Source organism: Frankia umida (assembly GCF_023242945.1).
In the GTDB taxonomy this organism is placed as follows: Bacteria; Actinomycetota; Actinomycetes; order Frankiales; family Frankiaceae; genus Frankia; species Frankia umida.
The window spans coordinates 112,445-135,061 of record NZ_JALKFT010000003.1; the positions used below are offsets into that span (position 1 = coordinate 112,445).

Genomic DNA, 22,617 nt, shown 5'->3' on the forward strand with positions numbered 1-22,617 from the left:
GACCAGCGCCTACCGTCCACCGCCGCGCGGTGCGCCGACGAACCGCGCGGCGGTGGACCGTCCGGCGGTGGACCGTCCACCGCGGGGCCCTCCACCGCGGAACTAGCCACCAGCGGGTCCCTGGTCGCCACCGCCCAGGGTGCTGCCGTTCGCGGTGGTGTCGGGGGAGTCCGCGTCGGGTCGGTGCCGCGGCCGGAACAGAGCGCCGGGCTCGAGTGGGCGCAACGCCGGTCGGTCGGCGTCCCGGTCCGCCTCGTCCGGACCGTTCGTCGCTCTCACGGTGGTGACGGCGACCTCCGGGATCGCCGTGGCGGCGTCCGTGGTGTCGGTGATGTCGGTGATGGGCGTGGCGGACGTGGCGGATGTGGCGGCGGGGTGGGTCGGGCGACCACGCCACCCGCCGCGGACGTCGGGGGCGTGGTCGAGCACGCCGCCGGCCGGGTCGTCGAGCAGGTCGGGGTCGAGGCCGGCATCGGGACTGTCCGCGGCGCAACGTTGCGCGACCGTGCCCGCGGTGCCGGCGCGGACCACATCCATCCGTGGATGCAGGATCTCGCGCACGACGAACCCGGCCATCACGATCAGAACGAGATCACGCAGTGCCACGGCGCCCACGAACCAGCCGCGGTCCACGCCGTGGCGTCCCTGCGTGTCGTTGTAGATGAAGTGCATGAACCGGGTGAACATCACCCAGAACTCGCAGATCTGCCAGATCAGGAACAGGCGCCACCGCGGACGGGCCAGCGCCACCAGCGGCAGCAACCACAGGGTGTACTGCGGCGAGAACACCTTGTTGCTGAGCAGGAACGCGACGACGAGCAGGAACAGCACCTGGGGCAGCCGCGGACGGCGCGGCGCCAGCCACGTGAGCAACCCGATCGCGAGCACCGCCACGACCAGCGTCGCCGCGGTGACGATGTTGAGCGTGTGGACGGCCAGGCCGTGGTCCCGAATGCCCTGGAGGACGTACGGCACGGCGACGGCGATCGTCCCGAACGCGGCCACCGCCGAGGCGATGACCAGCCGCAGCGTGTCCGGCCGGTGGACGACCAGCGCGCTGGTCACCGCGATCAGCACCACCGCGGTGACCAGGCAGATGACCAGGTGCATCGGCCCGAACCAGGCCGGGTCGTGGCGGTCGGCGAGCCAGGTGGCGCCGAAGGCCACCGAATCCCAGTCGGCGCCTCGTTCGGAGTTGAGGTCGAAGAAACGGGCCAGGGCGTTGCGGGCCCCGTCCGGGCCGCCCCCCAGCAACCGCAGCCAGCTTCCGCCGTGCCAGAACGTGGCGAGGATGCCGCTGCTGGTCCGGTCGGCCTCCTTGTCGAAGTAGCCGGCGACCAGCCACAGCGGCACCATCACCGCCACCACGGTGACCAGGGCCGACACGAACGCCTTCAGCCACTCCCGGACCTTGCCCGCCCGTAGGCACAGAAACAGCAGGCCGAGCAGGAACAGCGCCGGGTAGAGCTTGGTCAGGATGCCGAGCCCGAGCAGCACACCGGCCAGCCGGGGGGCCCGTCTGGACCAGGCGAGCAGACCACCCGCCGCGAACGCGACGGCCAGAATGTCCCAGTTCGTCAGCAGGTGCAGGGCCAGCGCGGGTGCGATGGCGAACAGCGCCGCGTCCCAGACCCGCCGCGAACCGGCGGTCAGCGCCGTGCAGAACACCGCCACGCACGCCGCGACCAGGAACAGCAGCGCGGTGAGGTCGTAGAAGACCGCGGATCGCCGGTCCATCGTGTAGTGGTCGACGACCTGCTGGCCGTTGTCCATCCGATAGACCGGTTTCGGCCCGGAGGCGAGCCCCGCGGGCCATGCGATCAGTGCCATCGCCGCGCCGATCAGCGGCGGGTACTCCGTCGGATAGTCCAGATAGGGGAGCTTCCCGTCGACGAGGCCCTCCTGGCTGTACAGGGCGACCACGTCCGAGTAGCACAGCGCGCTGTACTGGTACTCGTGCGTCCAGTTGCGGGTGTCCCGGCAGCTGGCCTTCTGCGCGTAGCCCAGCAGGGACGCGAGGATGACCAGCGCCATCAGCACCCGCAGCGGCGTCAGCCAGGTACGCCGCCCGGGCAGGACCGCGTGTGCGCCGGGCGGCCCGCCGATCAGCTGGCTCGCGCCCCCGACGACCGGGTCCTCCCGAGCCGGGCTGACGCGGGCGGGTGACGCCTGTGTCGTGGCCATGCGCGCCATTCTCACCCCCGCGGCCCGGTCACCCGCCAGCGAAGGGGTCAACGATGATGCCGGTCTGGCGTGGACGGGTTCCGCCGCGGGTGCCCCCCTGCTGCTGACCACCGCCCGTGGTGCCGGTACCGCCGCCAGCGCCGTCCCCGCCACCGAACAGGCCACCCAGTATGCCCGTGGTGCCCTGGCTGGCATCCGGCGCCGCGGTGATGGTCGGCGACGGGCTCGGCGGCGCGTTGTCCTGCACCATGCCCCCGAACGCCGGGGGATCGAAGGTGGATTTCGGTACACCCCTGAGTGCCGCGTCCATGAACGCCTTCCAGACCCGCGCCGGCAGCGTTCCGCCGTACACCCCGTCGGGTGCGCCGGGAATGCCGCGCAGCTGGTCGGACACCAGCCCCTCGCCACGGAACATGTCCACGCAGGAGGCGATCTCCTTGGTGTAGCCGCAGAACCAGGCCGACCGGAAGTCCGTCGAGGTGCCGGTCTTGCCGGCGGCCTCACGACCGCCCTCGAGCGCGGCCCGGTGGCCGGTGCCGGACGGGTCGGTGATGACGCTCTGCAGCGCGTAGGTAGCGTCCCGGGCGACCGCGGCGGGAATGACCTGCTTGGGATTCTGCACGGCCCCGCTGTAGATCACCTGGCCGTTGCCGTCGACGACCTTGTCCACGATGTGCGGGGTGGCCCGCACGCCGTTGCTGGCCAGCACCGAATAGACCGACGTCATGTCGATGGGGTAGACGCTGTCCTGCCCCAGGGTGATACCGGCCTCGGATTTCAGCGCCGTCCTGTCGCGGATACCGAGGGTGCGCGCGGTGGCGATGACGTTGTTGACGCCGATCGTCTGACCCAACGGGACGTACACCGTGTTGATCGAGGCCGCGGTCGCCTCGATCAGGTTCTTGTAACCCAGGTCGCCGCCCTCGCTCTCGTCGTTCTCCACCACATAGCCGGGGAGATACGCCTTCGCCGGGGCCGCATAGGTCGACTTCAGGTTGATGTTCTTCTGCAGCGCCGCGATCAGCGTGATCGTCTTGAAGGTCGAGGCGGACTGCACCTGCGCCCCCGAGACGTTGTCCTCGTACGCCTCACGACCCTGGGCGTCCTTGCCGTAGAGCGAACCGCCGTACCAGGCGAGGATGCGCCCGGTGCCGGGTTCGACGGCGGACAGACCGGTCCGCAGATCCGGTACCGCCGCGTACGCCGAGCTCAGCACCTGGTTGACGGCCTGGAAGGAGGCGATCTGACGACTCTGGTCAATCGTGGTGGTGATCCGCAGACCATCCTGCTTGATCTGTTGCTCCGTGATCCCCGCGGCCGTCAGTTCCCGGACGACCTCGTCGCGGATGTAGGCGACCTGCGCAGAGGTGTCCGCGGTGTTCTGGATGGGCTTGGGGATGACGGGCGGCGGCTGGGCGCTGGTGATCGACGCCGGCGCCCAGCCCTCCGCGGCCATGGTCGCGACCACCTCGTGCCACCGGGTGGCGGCCGGGCCGGGATTCTTCACCGGATCCAGGTAGTTCGGCGACCGGATCAGGCCGGCCAGCACCGCCCCCTGCTCGGGTGTGAGCTGCGCGGCCGTGGTGTTGAAGTAGGCCTTGGCCGCGGCCTCGATCCCGTAGGCGTTCCGGCCGAAGAAGATCGTGTTCAGGTAGAACTCGAGAATCTTGTCCTTGGAGTACTTGCGGTCCAGTTTCACCGCGAGCACGATCTCCCGCATCTTGCGGGTGAACGTGCGCTCCTGAGTGAGATACGCGTTCTTCGCGTACTGCTGGGTGATCGTCGATCCACCCTGCAGATCACCGCCGGTGAGGTTGACGTACAACGCCCGGGCGATGCCCTTCGGTGAGATACCCGGCTCGCTGTAGAAACGCTTGTCCTCGGCTGCCAGCGCCGCGTGCTGCATCGCCTTCGAGACCTGGGACAACGGCACGTCGGTACGGTTCACCGTGCCGAGCCGCGCCATCTCGTCCCCGGTGCTCTGCTGGGCCGACGTCGGACTGTAGTAGATGATCGAGGTCTGGGCGGTCTTGACCTCGTCCGGCAGCGGCACCCGGGTGGCCGCGTAGATCACCGCGATGCCGGCGACGAACAGCAGGATCGAGGAGAACACCCCGGCCAGCACCAACCGGCGCAGCCACCGCGGTCGGCGCCGCCACCACATCGGGCCACGGCTGCCCTGGCCCGGCCGGGACGAGCGGCCACCACCGCGGCGCCTGCTCGGCACGGGGCCGTCGGGCCCACCGGGGCCACCCGCCTGGGCACGGGCCATCCGCGAGGTCGACGGCGCCGCGGATCCGGGCCGTCCCTCTCGTGCGGCGCCGGGACGACGCGAGCCGCCCCGACCCGCCACCGGACGTCCCGCCGCCCCGGTCCCTCGCTCACTCACCGCACCGGCCGCACCGGCCTCACCGACCCGCATGGCCATTCGCTCGGTCAGCTGCGTGGGACGGTCCCGCTGCCCCCGCCCCGCCACCCGGCGGGTGGCGGCGGCCGGTGCCGATCGCTGCTCGTCAACCGGTGGCCGCCCGGACCGCACGGCCGCGGTGCGCTCCGCCGCGGTGCCCTCGGGACCGCGCCGGTCCACCTTGCGGTAGACGGTCGCGTCGGCTGTCCGTTCGTGCACGTCGACGCGACGCAGCGCCGCCTGGTCGATGGTGTCGTACATCGCGTCCGCGGCGACGCTGGGCGTGCTCAGCCCCGGCTTCGAGCCCGGACGGGCACCGCGGCCGCTGTCGCGCGGGATGAGGTCCGTACCGGTTCCCCGATCAAGACTGGCCTGCCGCCGGTCGGCGATCCCGCGACGCCCGTCGCCAGGTGTGCCACGGCCACTCACTCCAGGACGCGAAGCCTCCCGACCAGCCACCGCACCGTCGGGCGCTCCGGCATCGTGCACGGCACGGTCCGGCACTCCGTGGTCCGGCACCGCACGATTCGGCACCGCACGATTCGGCACCGCACGATTCGGCACCGCACGGTCCGGTGCTCCGGGCGACAAGGCCCCCCGACCGCCCGCGACCGCACCCGGCTCGTCCCGGCCGGAGCCGTCCAGACGCCGCGCTTCGGGACGTGGCCCGCCTGGCAGGTCCGACGCGGACGCGGTGACGGCCCGGGTCGCCCCCGGATCCGGGCGACCTGGGGCGGCCCCGTGCCCGGTGCCCGGCGCCCTCGCGTCACGGCCGGCGCCGCCACGTCCGACGCCCTCGGGGCGGACCCCGGCGGCATCATCCGGTGCCGTGTGCCCCGGGACCCAGCCTCCCCGCGAGCCAGGCGGCAGGGATCTCTCCCGCGCCGCCGACCCGGACGACACCGGACCCGGTGGTGACGACGACCCGGGCAACGGCGACCCGGGCAACGGCGACCGCCCAGGCGATGGCAGTGGTGGCAGTGGTGGCAGTGGCGACCGCGACAGTCGTGGCTCGGAGGTGGACGGCACCGGGCCGCCGGTCGATGACACCGGCCGCACCGAAGCGGGTGGCCCGGACGCGCCGCGGGCATCCCCGCCAGCAGCGGCTCGGACGGTCGGGGGGACCAGCGCGGTGCGCTCCGCTGGCGGCGCGACCGGACGGCTCGCCCGGGCGGGTCGCTCCCCACGGGCCGGCCGGGCGCCATCGCGATACTGCGCGGGATAGGACTGCCCCGGCGCAGGCGAACGGTCCGACGCAGGCGCGCCGTCCGGCGGAAGCGGGCGGCGGGGCGGGGGCGCTCCGTCGCCGGGCAGGGGTCGGTCCGCATCGGGCCGATAGGCACTCGGGTCGTGGGGAGAGCTCACCGACCGCTCCATCCATTGCTACGGGCCTGCTCGGCTACCGGACCCCCCCGCGGGCGTTCACCAAGCGGACCACGGCACTGGACCACACGCGGATCGCGCGGACCCTGGACACGCCGTGACGCCCACATGGCAGACCAGGATCTCACGTCAGATTCCACCCTCTCGCGCCGGGCGGCCGAGCGGCCTGACCCGATCAGGCACCCGCGGTCCCCCGTCTGGAGTGCAGACGCCCGAGGCGACCGCCGGGTTGCGGGCGGACAGGCGCGGTACGCCAGGGTGAACCGGCTGGTGGGAAGGAGGAGAGGGTCGTGGCTCAGGGGTCGGCGGCCTGGCGGCGCGAGGCCCGCCTGGCCTTCGGTTCGCCGGTGCCGATCGCGTAGGACAGGGTCAGATGGTTCCACCCACATGGGCGGCACACCTCGACCACATACACCTGTAGCTCGCTGTAGCGGGCCGCGAGCGCGGGCAGCTCCCGGGTGGCCCGGGCCCGACCGGAACTGTCGCCGAGCTCGTCACCGTAGGTGTAGGTGACGTGGATCAGCTTCTCGCCGCAGCGGCAGACCGGGCACGGCTTCTTCGTCGGTTCACCGTGGAACTTCGCCGCACGCAGCAGGTAGGGCTGCGCATCGCACACGTCGAGCGAGGAGAGTCTGCCCGCTCGAAGGTCCGCGAGCGTCGCCCGGCGGGCGAGCGCGTAGTCGATGACCGACCGCGACCGCATGTTCCAACGGTACGCCGCGGACGTCCGGCTGGCAGACGCTCCAGACAGATCGGCATCGAACGAAACGGCTCCGCGAGGGCTTCGAGGGATGCCCCGCCGGAGGGACGTCGGAGGCGGCCGCCGTCCCTCCGATCGCCGTGTCCGGCGGCCGGGTGAACGGGTGGCCGACCTGAGGCGAAGCGGCCACTGTGACCCGAATTACGCCCCTCGCGGTCATCTCCGCGTCGCCGGTTGGTCATTTCTGGTTGCGGTAGTCGTCCGTAGACGTCTATCCTCGATGTATCGCTTCGATATGTCGGGCGACACTCGCACGGCCACGATAAAGATCGCGAACGTCTAGCAGGGCCATCAGCACAAGGATCAGCACGAGCAAGAAGGACCAGCACGAGCACGACCGCCTGAACCAGGGCGCGACCGCAGACACGATCAGGGAGGTGGGCCGTGCTGGAGTTGGCGGTGCTGGCCCTCCTGTCCGAAAGCTCGATGCACGGCTACGAGCTGCGCAAGCGGCTCGCCGCGCTGCTGGGCGCGTTCCACCGGTTCAGCTACGGGTCGCTCTATCCGTGTCTGCGCCGCCTGGCCGAGTCCGGGTACGTGACCGCCGACGATGTCGGGGCGTCCACCCGGCTGGGCGGGCGCAGCCGGGTCGTCTACACACTTACCGGCGAGGGCAAGGAGAAGCTCGCCGAACTGCTCGGTGAGGGTGGGCCGTCCTCCTGGGAGGACGAGATGTTCGGCGTGCGGTTCGCCTTCTTCGCGAAGACGGACGCCGCCGTGCGCCTGCGCATCCTGGAAGGTCGCCGAGGGCGTCTCGAGGAGCGCCGGGAGAAGGTCCGCTCGGCGTTGACCCGCACCGTCGAACGGTTCGACAGCTACACCCTCGAGTTGCAGCGCCACGGCCTCGAGTCGGTGGAACGCGAGGTCCGGTGGCTCAACGAGCTGATCGAGACGGAGCGGGCCGCCACCCCGGCCGCGGCCACGGTGAGCCCACAGTTGTCCACAGGATCCACAGGGTTGTCCACAGGCTCATCCACAGTGGCAACTCCCCCGGTCACGGAGGGTCCAGCCGCTGGCCAGCAACCAGCTTCCCCCACCCGGGATGACGGCGCACCGCTGACCAGCCCCGTCCCCAGCCCCCCGGACAACGAGGTCCCGGCCGGGTCGTGAGCAGCACCCCCGCGGGGCGTCCTGTCGACTCGGTCCACTGGCCGGACGGCGCCGCGGTGACTCGGCATGCCCAGATGATTCCCAGATCCGTATACATCGCAGCCAAGGAGTAGACCGTCATGGGTTCGGTACGTGTCGCCATCGTCGGCGTGGGCAACTGCGCAGCCTCGCTGGTCCAGGGGGTCGAGTACTACCGCGACGCCGACCCGTCGACGCCGGTCCCCGGCCTGATGCATGTTCAGCTCGGCGAATACCACGTGAGCGACCTGACCTTCGTCGCCGCGTTCGACGTGGACGCGAAGAAGGTCGGTCGCGATCTGTCCGAGGCCATCGTCGCCAGCGAGAACAACACCATCAAGATCGCGGATGTGCCGCCGCTGGGTATCACCGTCTCCCGCGGCCACACCCTGGACGGTCTGGGCCGCTACTACCGCGAGACGATCGAGGAGTCCGACGAGGTCCCGGTGGACGTCGTCGCCACGCTGCGCGAGAGCCAGGCCGACGTGCTGGTCTGCTACCTGCCGGTCGGCTCCGAGAACGCGGCCAAGTTCTACGCCCAGTGCGCGATCGACGCGGGTGTCGGCTTCATCAACTGCCTGCCGGTCTTCATCGCCGGGGTACCCGAGTGGGCGGAGAAGTTCCGGGCGGCCGGCGTGCCGATCGTCGGCGACGACATCAAGTCGCAGGTCGGCGCCACCATCACACACCGGGTGCTGGCCAAGCTGTTCGAGGACCGCGGGGTCATCCTGGACCGCACCATGCAGCTCAACGTCGGCGGCAACATGGACTTCAAGAACATGCTCGAGCGCGAGCGCCTCGAGTCCAAGAAGATCTCCAAGACCCAGGCCGTCACCTCCCAGCTCTCCCACGACCTCGGCAAGGACAACGTCCACATCGGGCCGTCCGACTACGTGGCGTGGCTCGACGACCGCAAGTGGGCCTACGTCCGGCTGGAGGGTCGTGCGTTCGGCGACGTCCCGCTGAACCTGGAGTACAAGCTCGAGGTCTGGGACTCCCCCAACAGCGCCGGTGTGGTCATCGACGCGGTGCGCTGCGCCAAGATCGCCCTGGACCGCGGGGTCGGCGGGCCGATCCTGTCCGCCTCGTCCTACTTCATGAAGTCGCCGCCGGAGCAGTACCGCGACAGCGAGGCGCACGACAAGGTCGAGGCCTTCATCCGGGGCGAGATCTGAGCCAGCCGGCAGCCGCGGTTTCCACGCGAACAGAGCGTCCGCGCAGGCCGGGGGCCTGAGCGGGGGATCTGAGCGGGGGCCCGATCGGGCCTGACACGCGGACGGCACGAGGCCGTACCCAGGTGGGATCACACGGATCCCGACCCGGGTGCGGGACCGTGCCGCCCGCGTTGTTCGTGGGGGCCCTAGGCTGACGGATGTGGGATGGTCGGCGAACCTCCGGGCGTTGCTCGGTGACCGTGGGTTCCGGATGCTGTACGCAGCCCGGCTCACCTCCCAGGCTGCGGACGGTGTCTTCCAGGCCAGCCTGGTCAGCTATGTGTTGTTCTCCCCCGAACGGGCCACGTCCGCGGGGGCGCTGGCCGCCTCGCTCGCGGTCGTGGTGCTGCCCTTCAGCGTCGTCGGCCCGTTCGCCGGCATCGTGCTGGACCGCATCTCCCGCCAGCGGGTGCTGGTCGTCTGCTCCCTGGTCCGGATGCTGCTGATGGCCGTCCTGGTGGCGCTGATCGCGTTCGGCCACACCGGGGCCGACTTCTACGTGGTGGCCCTGGCCTCGGTCAGCGTCAACCGGTTCGTCCTGTCCGCGCTGTCGGCGGGGCTGCCCGTCGTCGTGGGCCTCGACCGGCTGGTCGGGGCGAACGCGCTGTCGGTCACCTCCGGCACGATCGCGACGCTCGTCGGCGCGGGTGTCGGCAGTGGCCTGCGTGGCCTCGCCGGCGGGGACGACTCCGCGGTGGCGCTGGTGGCAGGCCTGGCCGGCCTCGCCTATCTACTGGCCGCGGCGACCGCGGGCCGCTCGTCACGCACGGCGTTCGGCCCCATGGTCACCGTCGGCTGGCAGGGCGCCTGGCGGCAGACCGGTGTCGTCCTCGCGGACCTCGCCGACGGTGCGCGCTACCTCGCAGGTCATGGTCCGGCCCGCCGGGCGCTCAGCGCGCTGACCGCCTCCCGGGCCGCCTACGGCCTGGTGCTCGTCATGACAGTGCTGCTCTACCGCAACCACTTCACCGGGGACACCGGCGGACTACCCGGGCTCGCCGCGGTCGTCGCCACCAGCGGTGTCGGCACCATCACCGCGGCCGTGGTGACCCCACGGGCCACCGCCCGGATGCCGAAGTCGAGCTGGCTGTCGCTGTCGCTGGTGTTCGGCGGGATCGTCGAGATCGTGTTCGGGCTGTCGTTCTCCTCGGTGCCGCTCATCATCGCCGGCGCGCTGATCGGATTCTCCGCCCAGGCCAGCAAGATCTGCGTGGACACCATCGTCCAGGAGCAGACCGCCGATGCCTACCGCGGCCGCGCGTTCTCCCTCTACGACCTGCTGTTCAACGTCGCGTTCGTGGCCGCGGCGGCCGTCGCCGCCATCCTGCTGCCCGACGACGGGCGCTCGCCCGCCGTGGTCGTCATCGCCGGCGCGGGCTACGCCCTGTCCGGGCTGGTCTACTACCGGGTGACCCGCCGCTACCCCGAGGAGCAGGTCATCCACGCCGTCGGCGCGCCGCCACCAGCGCCGGCGGTGCCACCCGCCCAGACCGGCCCCCCGCTCGCCCAGGGCCGCATCCAGGGCCAGGCCTAGGCCGGGGCCCGAACCGGGCCCCGGCACACCCGACTACTCCTGCTCGCCCGGGATCGCCACCTCGTGCTCCCGCGCCCAGCGCAGCAGCTCGGCCTCGGCGGCCTCCCGTCCGACCAGCCCGCATTCGAAGCGGAACTCCAGCATGTGCGCGCGGGCCTGACCCACCAGCCGGGACGGGGACAGCCCGAGCAGGGCCATGATGTCGTCCCCGGACAGCTCCGGACGGATCGAGGCGATCTCCTCGCGCGCGGAGAGGTCGGCGATCCGCTCCTCGAGGGAGTCGTAGGTGCGGGCCAACGCCGCCGCCTTGCGCCGGTTACGGGTGGTGCAGTCCGACCGCACCAGCTTGTGCAGCTGGCCCAGCAGGGGCCCGGCGTCGTGCACGTACCGGCGCACGGCCGCGTCCGTCCAGTCGCCGCTGCCGTAGCCGTGGAAGCGCAGGTGCAGGTAGACCAGCTGGCAGATCGCGTCGGTGACGTCCTTGGGGAAGTGCAGCGCGGCGAGCCGGCGCCGCGCCATGTCCCGCCCGACGACCTCGTGGTGGTGGAACGACACCCGTCCACCGGGGATGTGTTTGCGGGTGCGCGGCTTGCCGATGTCGTGCAGCAGCGCCGACCAGCGCAGCACCTCGTCCGGCGCACCGGGCTCCTCGCACGTCATCGCCTGACGCAGCACCGTCATCGTGTGCGCGTAGACGTCCTTGTGCTGGTGATGCTCGTCGATCTCCATCCGCATCGCCGCCACCTCGGGCAGGACGATCTCGGCGATCCCGACCTCGACCAGCCGCTCGAGCCCGGCCACCGGGTCGGCGGCGACGATCAGCTTGCGCAGCTCGTCCCGGACGCGTTCGGGGGAGACGATCGTGAGCCGCTGTGCCCGCGACCGCATCGCCTCGACCAGCTCCGGCCCCGGGGTCAACCCCAGCACCGCCTCGAACCGCGCGGCCCGCAGAATCCGCAGCGGGTCGTCGTCGAAGGACGCCTCCGGGCTCGCCGGGGTGCGCAGCACGCCACGGGCGAGGTCGGCCATCCCGCCGAACAGGTCGACGAAGTCGTGTTCCGGGACGGAGACCGCCATCGCGTTGACGGTGAAGTCCCGCCGCGACAGGTCCGCCTCCAGGCTGTCGCCGTAGCTGACCTGCGGGTTGCGGGAGGTGCGGTCGTACGCCTCACTGCGGTAGGTGGTGATCTCGAAGCGCAGGCCGCGCCGGGCCAGGCCCACCGTGCCGAAGGCGATCCCCGCGCTCCAGGTCGCCTCCGCCCACCCGCGGGTGATCTCCAGCACCCGCTCCGGGCGTGCGTCGGTGGCGAAGTCGAGATCCGCCGGGACCTTGGCGGCCACGCCCTCGGCACTGGTGCGGCCCAGCAGGGCGTCGCGCACCGAACCACCGACGAGATGCAGCCGGTGGCCATGATCGGCAAATATCCGCCCGAGCTCGTCGGCGGCCGGCGGCACCCTCAGCAGCTCACTCACCACCCGTTCGGCCGAGTCCCGCGGGTTGTCCAGACTGATCACTGACACCCCATCAGATTACGGGGTCCACCGCGGTGCGCCTGGTACGCGAAAGGTGGACGCCTCGGGCACTCGCCCCGGCTCGGCGGCACCGGCCTCGTACGATCAAACGCATGCCGCCGTCGCGTTCCGCCCCCGGCCGCACTCGGCTGCGCCGGGTGGAGGAGACCTCCGCGGGCGGCCTTATCCTCGACCAGCGGTCGGCCAACGCCTATGCCGCGTTGATCGGCCGCCTCGACCGATCCGGGCGGATGCTGTGGTCGCTGCCCAAAGGGCACATCGAGGCTGGTGAGACAGCCGAACAGGCCGCCGTGCGGGAGGTCGGGGAGGAGACGGGCCTGACCGGCCGCATCCTCGGACGCCTCGGCACGATCGACTTCTGGTTCGTCGCCGGAGGGGCACGCATCCACAAGACCGTGCACCACTTCCTGCTGGTTCGCCTGTTCGGCTCGCTGTCGGACACCGACGTCGAGGTCGACGCGGTCACCTGGGTACCCCTGATCGAGGTCGCCGACCGGCTCGCCTACGCCGACGAGCGCCGCCTGCTGGACGAGGTGCCCATCGTGCTGGCCGCGACGGCATGACCCGCGGCACGACGGCCCCGTCGCCGGGTCCCGAGCCATCCGGCGACGGTCGGGCACCGGGTGCCAGCCAGGCCAGGTGGACGGCGGACGCCAGCCGGGTCAGGTGGGCCGGGCGGGGTCGGGCGGGGCACCGGCTGGTGCTCGCGCTCGCCGTGCTCGTCCTCGTCGTCCTGGTGGAGCTGCTGCCCGGGTCGGCGGCCACCGCCGACCCGACCCGTCCGACCGGCGGCACCGATTCATCCACAGGAATCTCGGGGCTGTCCACACCTTCGTCCACAGGACGATCCGGCTCATCGACCTCGGCCGTGCCGATCGCGACGACGATCACCTCGTCGTCGTCCTCCGATCCGGCCGGCCCGATCACGGTCACCATCACGGAGGTGACGCAACCGGTCGCCGGCGGCTCCACCGTCGCGGTGTCCGGCACCCTCTCCACGTCGTCCACCGAGACGATCAGCGACCTGTGGATGAGCATCTCCCTCAGCACCGCGGTGCAGTCCCGCGGCCAGTTGGCCACCCTCGCCGGCGACGCCCGCGCGGCCGCCGGGCACAGCCGGTACGAGAAGCTGAGGCTGCCCAACGGCGAGACCGCCCAGTCGCTGACCGACCCGCCCGTGCGGGGCGCGAGCCCGGTGCCCTTCCAGATCACCGGTGATCTGGGCACCACGGCGGCCACGAACATCGGGGTGTACCCCCTGCAGATCAGGGTCTCGAGCCTGGTGGGCGCGCGAACGGTGACCGCCGCGGCCTACTCCTTCGTCGTGCGTTCGCGGCCCACCGCGGTGCGCACCCCGGTCGCGGTCGTGCTACCGATCGCCGACCGCCCCCGGCTGCGCTCGGACGGCCTGCTCACCGACAACCAGCTCGCCACCGATGTGAGCCCGACCGGCCGGCTGTCCCGGCTGCTGGACGCGGCCACCGCCCACCCGCCGGTCACCCTCGCCGTCGACCCGACGCTGGTCCAGGAACTCGTGCTGATGAGCCGTTCGCAGGGGTACGCGTACGCCAGCCCCGGCTCCACCTCCGGCGTCACGGCGAGGACCAACGGCGACGCGAGCTACTTCCTGCGCCGGCTGGCCGACTACGCGGCCGCCGGCGGCTCGGTGATCGCGCTGCCCTACGGCGACGCGGACCTGGCCGCCCTCGTCCACGCCCGGAAGCTGGACATCGTGAACTACGCCGTCAAGACTGGCGAGACCGTGGTGGCCGAACTCGTGTCCCGCCAGCCCCAGGCGGCCGGTGCCGTCACCTACCCGGCGAACGGCCAGGCCGACTCCCAGACCGTGGACGTGCTGGGCCAGCTGAAGGCGGGCACCGTGCTGCTCGATGACCGGGAGTTCCCCCTCGTCGCCGGGCGCAGGTACACCCCGGCCGCCGCCGTCACCGTCACGACCTCCGCCGGCCCCGTCCGCGCGCTGCGCGCCGACCACACCCTCACCGCGCTCGCCGGCGCCTACACCGCGAGCACCGTCGACCCGACCGCCGGCGCGCAGCTCGCCCGCTTCGCCGCCGAACTCGGCATGATCTCCGCGGAGAACCCGACCCCGCGCCCCCAGGTGCTGATCCTGCCGCGGGACTGGAACGCCCCCGGCACCTGGGCCGAGCAGGTCCTCGGCGCCGTGACCAGCGCCGCCACCGCGCCGACCACGCTGGACGACCCCGCCTTCACCCCCACCGCCCAGGCCGTCCTGCCGGTCTCCCGGCTCGTCTACTCCGCGGATGCCCGTAGCGCCGAACTGCCCGCGAGCTACCTGGACTCGGTCAGCACCGTCTGGTCGCAGGCCCAGGCGCTCGGCCCCGTGCTCTGCGCACCACCCAGGGCGACGTCCACCTGCGTCGAGCGGGAGATCAACCCGATGACCAACGCGCTCGTCACAGCGAGCTCCGTGTGGTGGCGTGGGGCGGGCAGAGTGGACGGCGTGTCCCTGAGCCAACAGGTGGACGGTGACGTCAGCGCCATCCGCAACGGCATTCGGGTCGTCGCCTCCCGCAGCGTCAATCTGACCAGCCGGCACGGCCTCGTCCCCCTCACCCTGGAGAACACCACCCAGCGTGAGGTGACCGTCGTGCTGATGTTCTCCTCGACCAACCGGGCGCGGCTGCGTTCACCCGTGCGGCAGGTCCGCGTGCTGCCACCCGGGCAGAAGGCGCAGATCGAGTTCGAGGTGGACGCCGAGGGAGCGGGCACGTTCCTGCTGGAGATCGATCGACGCAACCTCGATGGCCAGCGACTGTCCACCGAGCCGCCGACCCGGGTCCTGGTGCGCTCCACCGTGTACGGCGCGATCGCCACCGGCATCACGTTCGTCGCGATCGGCCTGCTGGGCCTGGCCGTCCTGTTGCGCTTCGCCCGCCGCCTGCGCCCCAGCGCGCGCCGCCACCGACCGGACCCCACACCGGACGCCTCCCTGCCGCCCCATGACCCGTACGATCCGGTCGACTCGCCGCCGCCGGCCGACCAGTACCAGCCCGCCGACCAGAATCCACCGGCCGATCGGCACCACCCGGTCGGACGGCACGATCCGGCCCCCACGGACGAGTGGGCCCCCGCGTACCCCGCTCCCGCGGGGTACGACCCGGGTCATGGGTACAGCACGACGCAGCTGGACGGCCCCGAACCCGGCCACGTCCCCACGGGCGGCCCGGCCCAGCCAGCCCGGGACGTCGACCACCGCCGCGAGCTTCGGCCGGCCCACCACGGCGGCCCGGCTCCGGTGAACCCCATCGATCAGCCCTATGACCGGTCGGCCGCTCCCCCGCCTCGTCATCAGCGGAGCGACCCGTGACCACCTCCGAGGACGATCCCCGACCGGACGCCCGGTCAGGCCCACCGTCCGGTCCCCGGCACCGACGGGGCAACACGGCCCCCGGCCGCGCCCGTACCGCCCCGGACGGCCACCGTGCGCCCGACCACGACCCGTCGGATCGCGGCGACCGGCCCGCCCGGTACGCCGACCCCGCCCGCTACGGCGACCCCGGCGGCTACACCGATCCCACCGGCTACGCCGACCCTGCTGGATACAGCGACCCTGCTGGATACAGCGACCCCGGTGGATACGGCGAACCTGGCGGATACGGCGGGCACGGCGAGACGCGCCGGTACGACCGGGAGCCCACCCCGCCGCCCGGCTACGACCCTCCGCGCCGACCCGGCGGCGACGTCGAACCCGACCACTGGTCGGGCGCACGCGATGACGCCGGGCGTGCTGACGCTGATCCCTGGGTCGGTGCGGGCAACACGACCCGGCGGCTACCGACCCCGCCCCGCACCCCCCCGCCCAGTGTGCCGCCGCCGTCGGAGACAGGGCTGATCCGGCCGGGTTCAGGGCTACCTGGCACCTCGCGGCCGGAACACGGACCGCCCGGCCCACCACCACCGGCCTCCAACCTGCCCGCGACCGAGCAGCCGGACCGCGGCGGACGCCCCCGGCGGCCTCCCGCCGAGCGTCGCCGCCCCTCACTCGGCGAGTCGCGCCCCACCGTGGCGCTGCCGCGCAGCAACGTACGACGCATCCCGCCGAACCACCCGGACCGGGCGGACCGGCGGGGGAGTGACCCACAGTCGACCGGCTGGCGGGAGTCGCGGGACGGCCAGTCACAACCGCGGCGGCCACACCAGGACTCCCGTCCACAGCCCGACCGACGCGACAGGCGCGGCGCCGAGGGTCGCGGCCGACCCGACCGCGAACGGCCCGAACGGCCCGAACGCGGCCGGCCCGAGCGACGCGACAGGCGCGGCGTCGATGACGTCAGCGGTGGTTCCCGCGTCCGCATGCCCACTCCCCGCGACCAGGGCCGTCCCGACGACCGCGCCGACCCACGGGACCGGCCCCGGCGGCGCCCGTCGCGGGAGGCCGACGCGGCGTCGACGGCGCTGCTGGGACGTTCCGGCGCCCCGCCGACCTCGGCGACCGTGCGCGGCCGACGCGGGCGTCCGAACGAGCCGGCAGGACGGTCACCGCGGTCGGCCCGCGAGTCCGCTCCCCCTCAGCCGTCCAGAACGGCCGCGGCCGCGAGCCGGGCCGGCACCGCCCGGGGGACGAGCAAGCAGGGCAAGGCCGGGCCAAGCCTCGGCCAGGCCAGCGGGATCATGGCGATCGGCACGATCGCCTCCAGAGCCTCGGGTTTCCTGCGCACGGTCGCCATCGCCGCCGCGATCGGTACCGGCTCGGTCGGCGACGCCTACAACGTCGCCAACACCACCCCGAACATCCTGTACGACCTGCTCCTGGGTGGGATCCTGACCAGCGTCGTCGTCCCGGTGATGGTGCGCGCGGCGAAGGAGGACCCGGACGGCGGGGACTCGTTCGCGTCCTCGCTGCTCACCCTCATGATCCTCGGGCTTGGGGTCGCGACCCTGATCGGCATGGTGGCGGCGCCCTGGATCACCGACGCCTACCTGGACGCGAACCCGGCCGAGCAGGCGCTGGCCACCGACCTGCTGCGCTGGTTCCTGCCCCAGATCGTGTTCTACGGGATCGGGGCGACCATCGGGGCGATCCTCAACGTCCGGCGTTCGTTCGCCGCGCCCATGTTCGCGCCGATTCTGAACAACGTGCTGGTCATCGCGACCTGCGTGACGTTCATCTACTTCGTGTCCGGTCCGCGCCCACCCGGGGTGAACGGTCCGAAGCAGATCACCGACACCCAGATCACCGTGCTCGCCGGCGGCACCACACTCGGCGTGGTCGCGATGACCCTCGCGCTGCTCCCCGCGCTGCGCAAGGTCGGTTTCCGGTATCGGCCGCGCCTGGACCTGCGGCATCCGGAGCTGCGTTCGGCGGCCCGGCTCGCCGCGTGGACGCTGCTGTTCGTCGTGGTCAGCCAGGCCGGCTACCTGGTGATCGTCAACCTGTCGACGGCGTCGACCGCGTACACGATCTACACCTACGGCTACCAGATCTTCCAGCTCCCCTACGCGATCATCGGCGTTTCGGTGATCACGGCGCTGCTGCCCCGGATGAGCGGGCATGCCGCGCAGGACCGCCGGGATCTGGTCCGCGCCGACATCTCCACCGCGACCCGGGTCGCGGCCACGGCGATCGTCCCGGCGGCGCTGTTCCTGCTGGCCCTGGGACGGCCGATCGCGGTGACGGTGTTCCACCACGGCGCGGTGAGCTACGACGACGCGATCGCCATCGGCGACACGCTGAGCGCGTTCGCCCTGGCCCTGGTGCCGTTCTCGCTGTTCCAGGTGCAGCTGCGGGCCTTCTACGCCTACCAGGACAGCCGGACCCCGGCGCTGGTCAACATGGGCGTGGTCGCGGTGAACGTGCTCGGCGCCCTGATTCTCACGGTGGCGGTGCCCGAGAAGCACCGCGCCCCCGCCCTCGCCCTGGCCTTCGCGGCCGCCTACCTGGTCGGCCTCGCGGCGGCGACGACCCTGCTGCGCAGGCGTCTCGGTGGGATCGACGGCAACCGCACCGCCCGGGTGATCACGCAGGTGGCGGTCGCCGCCGGGCTCGGGGCGGTACTCGCGTCGCTGGTGGCCCGGGGCATCCGCGGTGTCATCGGCGACGGCTGGGCGCCCTCGGGCCTCGCCGTGATCGTCGCCTGCACGCTCGGTGGCGCGCTGTTCCTCGCCGCCGCCGTGCGGATGAACATCCACGAGGTCAACGCCCTGCTGGCGGTCGTCCGTTCACGCCTGCGACCGCGCCGCTCCGGCGGTCGCTCCGGCGGTCAGTCCGCCGGCCAGCCCAGCGGTCAACCCGCAGGTGGCCAGCAGCGGCGACGCGGCGGGAGCACTTCCCGATGACACCGGTGCCGCTCGGTACTGGCACCATCGGGCCGAACGGGCGTGGCCGGGCGGATCGGACCTGATCGGTCCCACCCGTCACACCCGGTACACAAGGGCGAGTTGTCCCAAGACATGCGCGAGATCCTCCGGCCATCCTCGTACACTGGACACGCTGTGCGCGGGCCCCGCCCAACGTCGCCGGTGAACCAGGCGCAGCGTCCCGCCGGTAGCGTCGGTGGCGCCGCGAGGTGTGCCGCGCGGCGAGAAGCTGCGGGCGCTTTGCCCATGGTTGCGGCACTCTGGGCGGAACCCTGCCCGGGTGAGGTAGGGAAGCCCGACACCGGAGTGTCCTCGTCGGGCCCGTGGACGACGGAGGCGCTGTGGTCGACGGAAGCAACCGACCTCAGGTCGGGGACGTCGACGACGGCCTGGCCACCAGCATCTCCGGCCCGCTCGGGGCCAGCACACCGGCGGGCACCGCGGTGCTCGCCGAGACCGTCCTGGACCGCCGCTACCGGCTGATGTCCGCGCTCACCACCCGCGGCCCGGTCACCCTGTGGCGGGGGGACGACAACGTGCTCACCCGGCCGGTCGCGGTGCGCATCGTCGAACACGACCAGCTCGCCCCGGGCGACGCGCCCCCCGGTGCCGATCACGAGCAGGCCGCCCGCCGGTTGCTCGCCGCGGCCATCAACTCCGGTCGGCTGGTGCATCCGGGGGCGGCGTCCACCTACGACGCCACCACGACGACCTCCGGGTCCCGGCGCATCTCCTACGTCGTCTCCGAATGGGTGGACGGGCGGACGCTGCGGCAGCTGACCGCGCAGGGCCCGCTGCGCCCGGAGCAGGCCGGCGCCGTGGTGCTCGCCGCCGCCCGGGTGATCGCCGCCGCCCACGAGCGCGGCATCCACCACGGCGACCTCAACCCCGGCGACGTCATCGTCTCCAGCCACGGCACCGTCAAGATCATCGATCTGGAGATCGGGGGAGTGCTCGCCCAGCTCGAACGGGCCGGGCGGCCCTCGTCCAACGGCGATCACGCGGCGGCCCTCGAGGCTGGCGAGGCATCCGATCCGGAGGCCACCCAGGTGTCGGGCACCCTCGGCCCGGACGGACCCGCCGAGGCCGCGGCGTCCGACCTGCGCGCCCTGGGTGGTCTGCTGTACGCGGGGCTGACCGGCCACTGGCCGCTGGGCAACGACCCGAGTCTGCCGGGGGCGCCGCTGTCCGGCGGCCGGCTGCGCACCCCCCGCCAGCTCACCCACACCGTCCCCCGCGATCTGGACGCCATCACCATGGCGGCGCTGGGGGACGACCGGGCCGGCGAGCCGATCACCACCGCGGCGGAGCTGGTCGAGGAGCTGGAGTCGATCAACCCGGTCGACGCCGTGCTCGACACCGGTCTGATGAGCCTCGGCGACGCCCCGCCCAACACCGAGGCGATGGATGTCGACTCCTACGACTCCACCGGCTACCAGTCGGCGAACTACCCGTCGCAGAACCGCTACTCCGACACCACCGACTACCCGGGGCCCGGCCAGGACGGCCGGGGTGGGCGGTACGACGACCGGGGTGGGCGCTACGACGACCGCGGCGGCCGCTATGACGACCGCGGCGGCTACCAGGACGGCTCCCGCGGCGGGTTCGACACCCGCGGCGGCTACAACGAGCAGGGCTACCCGCCCGGGCGGGGCGGGTACCCACCCAGCGACCGCCAGGGCTCCGGCCCGGGGCGCGACCGTGGGGGTCACTCCACCCGGGGTCCCGGCCGGTCAGGCTCGTCGCTGACCCGGCTGCTCCCCTGGATCGCGCTCGTCGTCATCCTGATCGTGATCGCCGTGGTGGCAGTGGTCGCGCTCAACAGTGACAACGGCAAGGGCGGCCAGGTCTCCCCCACTTCGACCGCGCCAGGCCAGCTCGCCCCGACCGGCGATCTGATCAGGCCGGCGGTCGTCGACTCGTTCGATCCGAACTCCCAGGGACGCGACAAGACCGAGAAGCCGGGCGAGGTGGGGAACGCCACCGACGGCAACAAAGCGACCGTCTGGCACACCGAGAGCTACGTGTCCGCGCAGTTCGGTGGGCTCAAGCCCGGGGTGGGCCTGCGCTTCGACTTCGGCCAGGCGATCACACCGAGCAATGTGACGGTGCAGGTCGGCCCGGAGGGCCCGGTGTCGTTCGAGCTGCGCAGCGCGTCGGCCCAGTCCGACTCGATCGAGGGCTACCAGACCGTCGTGTCGCACTCCGCCTCCGCCTCCGATACCAGTGGCATGGTGCAACTGCCGATGCCCTCCGACCTCAAGCCGGCCCGGTACTGGGTGCTCTGGCTGACCGCCCTTCCCGCCGCCGACGGCGGGTACCGAGGCTCGATCGCGGAGATCGCCTTCCACTCCTAGCCGCCTGCCCCGGCTCCTGTTCCCGGCTCGCTGGTAGTCCTGTTCTCCCGGCCGCCGCCTGGCCGTTTCCCGCCTGCCGCCTGGCCGTTCGCCGCCCGGCGGCTGGCCCTTCGCCGCGCCGTCCCGTGTCCTGTGCGCTGCCCGGATGGGCGGCTTCGAGCCGCGCCGAACATGGGACGACCGGACGGACCGGGGAACCCGGGAGCGTCGTCCACCGTCTGGAAGGAAGGGGCAGCATGGCGCGGAGGGGTCCGCGGCCGGAGGAGGTGATCGTTGGTGGTGACGGATTCACAGGACGACCGGCCCCGGGCCGAGCCGGACCGGACGGCGTTCTCCCTTGGTCGTCCGCTGGCCCGCCGCGGTCGCGGCAACGACCGGCATCCGGATGTGGAGCTGCTCGACGCGTTCGCCGGCGGCGAGCCGGTTGCCCGCTCGGCCCGCGAACACATCGACGCCTGCCCAGCCTGCCGCGAGTCGGTGGCCGCGCTGCGTCGGGTCCGGGCCGAGCTGTCCCAGCTCGCGGGGCTGACGATGCCCGGGGATGTCGCCGAGCGGATTCAGGCCACCCTCGCCCATCGTCTGCACACCTCGGTGCCACCCGTGCCGGAGCCGTCGGCGCCGACCGACGCGCGGTCCTGGCCGCCGGCCTCCCACTCGGCGAGCGAACACCACGCCGCACAGGTCCCGATGCCGGCACCGCTGTTGGACACGCCCGATCCCGTCTCAGGCATCTCTGGGCCGGCTCCCGCCCGCCCCCTGGATCCGGCGGAGCCGTCCACCCCGGCCGGGGCGCCCCACACCGCCCGCCCGGTGCGGACCCGAACCGGGCCGAAATATGCGCCGCACCGGCCGGCCGGCCGGCGAGGCCCTGGCCGCCGGGCGGGCCTGCTGTGCGACCCGGCCTCCGGCCGACGCGACTGGATCTCCATCGCGGCGGTCTGCGTCGCCTTCGTCACCTTCAGCGCGGCCCTGTTTGCCCTGCGTGATATGCGCGGCGGCACCGCCTCGACGCTTCCCGAGGCCCGGGCCGCGCAGGAGCCAGGCGCCGACGCGGCGCCACCACCGATGACGATGGTGGCCAACAGCCGCGTGGCCGTGCTGCCCACCACCATCGTGCCTCACGGCGAAGCTCTGCTCGATGGCGGCATCACCGGTTCGATGGCCCTCGCCATGGGGCTGACCAGGGTGCCGACCATCGGCTCCGCCGCCCAGGCCACGCGCGCCGGGGTCGCCGACCCGTCGCTGGGAGTCCTTCGTTCCAGGCCCACCAGCGGTGCGCCCGGAGTCAACGCCACCGGTGTGCGAGTGCTGGCCACCGCCGCCGGTCGGCTGCGCGCACTGCTGGACACCCCCGATCTACGCACCTGCTACCAGAGCCTGCTGGCCCAGACGGGCGGGTCCATCCTCGGGATCGATCTGGTCCGCTACAACGGCCAGGCCGCCCTGCTGATCGTGCTGTCGGTCCCGAGGCAGCCTTCGCTGGGACGGCTGCTCGTGGTCGATGCCAGCTGCGGAATGACCCGTTCGTCGACAGCGCCGCTTTACAGTGTGATCGCCAAGCGCGAATAGCGTGGTGTCGATTACAGGCCTGCGCGGTGCGTGCGCCACCCGCGGGTGGACGATGGAATCAGATGCCATGCAAGTCCGTTGTCGCTGTGGGATGCGGTCTCCCCGGACCAGGCCACCGACCGGTTCCCGAGAGACGACCGTGGCCGGTCGGCCTCGATGGGAACTGGTGGTCCGCCCCGGGCCTACCGGGATCACGCAGTGTGAGAGGA

At 72.4% G+C, this 22,617-nt stretch carries 12 protein-coding genes; 8 read left to right on the forward strand and 4 right to left on the reverse strand.

Annotation, left to right across the window (positions count from 1 at the left end; translation table 11 throughout):
- Positions 1 to 102: 102 nt before the first annotated feature.
- From MXD59_RS04340 to MXD59_RS04350, 3 genes are all read right to left on the reverse strand, one after another.
- The gene (locus MXD59_RS04340) at positions 103 to 2,193 is read right to left on the reverse strand and encodes a glycosyltransferase family 87 protein (protein ID WP_248823525.1); all 2,091 of its coding nucleotides are present in this window, start codon (positions 2,191 to 2,193) and stop codon (positions 103 to 105) included.
- A gap of 19 nt (positions 2,194 to 2,212) precedes the next feature.
- A complete protein-coding gene (locus tag MXD59_RS04345; RefSeq protein ID WP_308301641.1) occupies positions 2,213 to 5,020 on the reverse strand; it encodes a transglycosylase domain-containing protein in 2,808 nt (935 codons plus the stop codon).
- Positions 5,021 to 6,269: 1,249 nt separating this feature from the next.
- The gene (locus tag MXD59_RS04350) at positions 6,270 to 6,677 is read right to left on the reverse strand and encodes a DUF5318 family protein (RefSeq protein WP_248810979.1); all 408 of its coding nucleotides are present in this window, start codon (positions 6,675 to 6,677) and stop codon (positions 6,270 to 6,272) included.
- 441 nt (positions 6,678 to 7,118) lie between these two features.
- Here MXD59_RS04350 and MXD59_RS04355 point away from each other — a divergent pair, with 441 nt between their 5' ends.
- From MXD59_RS04355 to MXD59_RS04365, 3 genes are all read left to right on the forward strand, one after another.
- On the forward strand, positions 7,119 to 7,844 hold the full coding sequence (locus tag MXD59_RS04355) for a PadR family transcriptional regulator (RefSeq protein ID WP_225438128.1): 726 nt from the start codon (positions 7,119 to 7,121) through the stop codon (positions 7,842 to 7,844).
- A 119-nt stretch (positions 7,845 to 7,963) separates the two neighbouring features.
- Positions 7,964 to 9,037 (forward strand): inositol-3-phosphate synthase, encoded by a 1,074-nt coding sequence (locus MXD59_RS04360; RefSeq protein WP_248823526.1) that lies wholly within the window; start codon positions 7,964 to 7,966, stop codon positions 9,035 to 9,037.
- A 199-nt stretch (positions 9,038 to 9,236) separates the two neighbouring features.
- The gene (locus tag MXD59_RS04365) at positions 9,237 to 10,610 is read left to right on the forward strand and encodes an MFS transporter (protein ID WP_248823527.1); all 1,374 of its coding nucleotides are present in this window, start codon (positions 9,237 to 9,239) and stop codon (positions 10,608 to 10,610) included.
- A 33-nt stretch (positions 10,611 to 10,643) separates the two neighbouring features.
- Here the strand turns inward: MXD59_RS04365 and MXD59_RS04370 are convergent, their stop codons facing one another.
- Positions 10,644 to 12,125, reverse strand: coding sequence for a CCA tRNA nucleotidyltransferase (locus tag MXD59_RS04370; RefSeq protein WP_248823528.1), 1,482 nt, complete (start codon positions 12,123 to 12,125; stop codon positions 10,644 to 10,646).
- Between the two features lie 110 nt (positions 12,126 to 12,235).
- Between MXD59_RS04370 and MXD59_RS04375 the strand changes: the two genes are divergently transcribed.
- The 5 genes from MXD59_RS04375 to MXD59_RS04395 all read left to right on the forward strand — a co-directional run bounded on the left by MXD59_RS04375 (position 12,236) and on the right by MXD59_RS04395 (position 22,408).
- Positions 12,236 to 12,706, forward strand: a complete 471-nt coding sequence (locus MXD59_RS04375) for an NUDIX hydrolase (RefSeq protein ID WP_248810987.1) — start codon at positions 12,236 to 12,238, stop codon at positions 12,704 to 12,706.
- Positions 12,703 to 15,492: a DUF6049 family protein gene (locus MXD59_RS04380; protein WP_248823529.1), complete on the forward strand. Its 2,790-nt coding sequence runs from the start codon at positions 12,703 to 12,705 to the stop codon at positions 15,490 to 15,492. Before MXD59_RS04375 ends, MXD59_RS04380 begins: the two co-directional genes overlap by 4 nt.
- Positions 15,489 to 18,461 (forward strand): murein biosynthesis integral membrane protein MurJ, encoded by a 2,973-nt coding sequence (murJ, locus tag MXD59_RS04385; protein WP_248823530.1) that lies wholly within the window; start codon positions 15,489 to 15,491, stop codon positions 18,459 to 18,461. The genes MXD59_RS04380 and murJ overlap by 4 nt, the downstream gene beginning before the upstream one ends.
- Before the next feature lie 362 nt (positions 18,462 to 18,823).
- A complete protein-coding gene (locus MXD59_RS04390) occupies positions 18,824 to 20,839 on the forward strand; it encodes a protein kinase family protein (protein ID WP_248823531.1) in 2,016 nt (671 codons plus the stop codon).
- Positions 20,840 to 21,115: 276 nt separating this feature from the next.
- The gene (locus MXD59_RS04395) at positions 21,116 to 22,408 is read left to right on the forward strand and encodes an anti-sigma factor family protein (RefSeq protein ID WP_248823532.1); all 1,293 of its coding nucleotides are present in this window, start codon (positions 21,116 to 21,118) and stop codon (positions 22,406 to 22,408) included.
- Positions 22,409 to 22,617 lie beyond the last annotated feature (209 nt).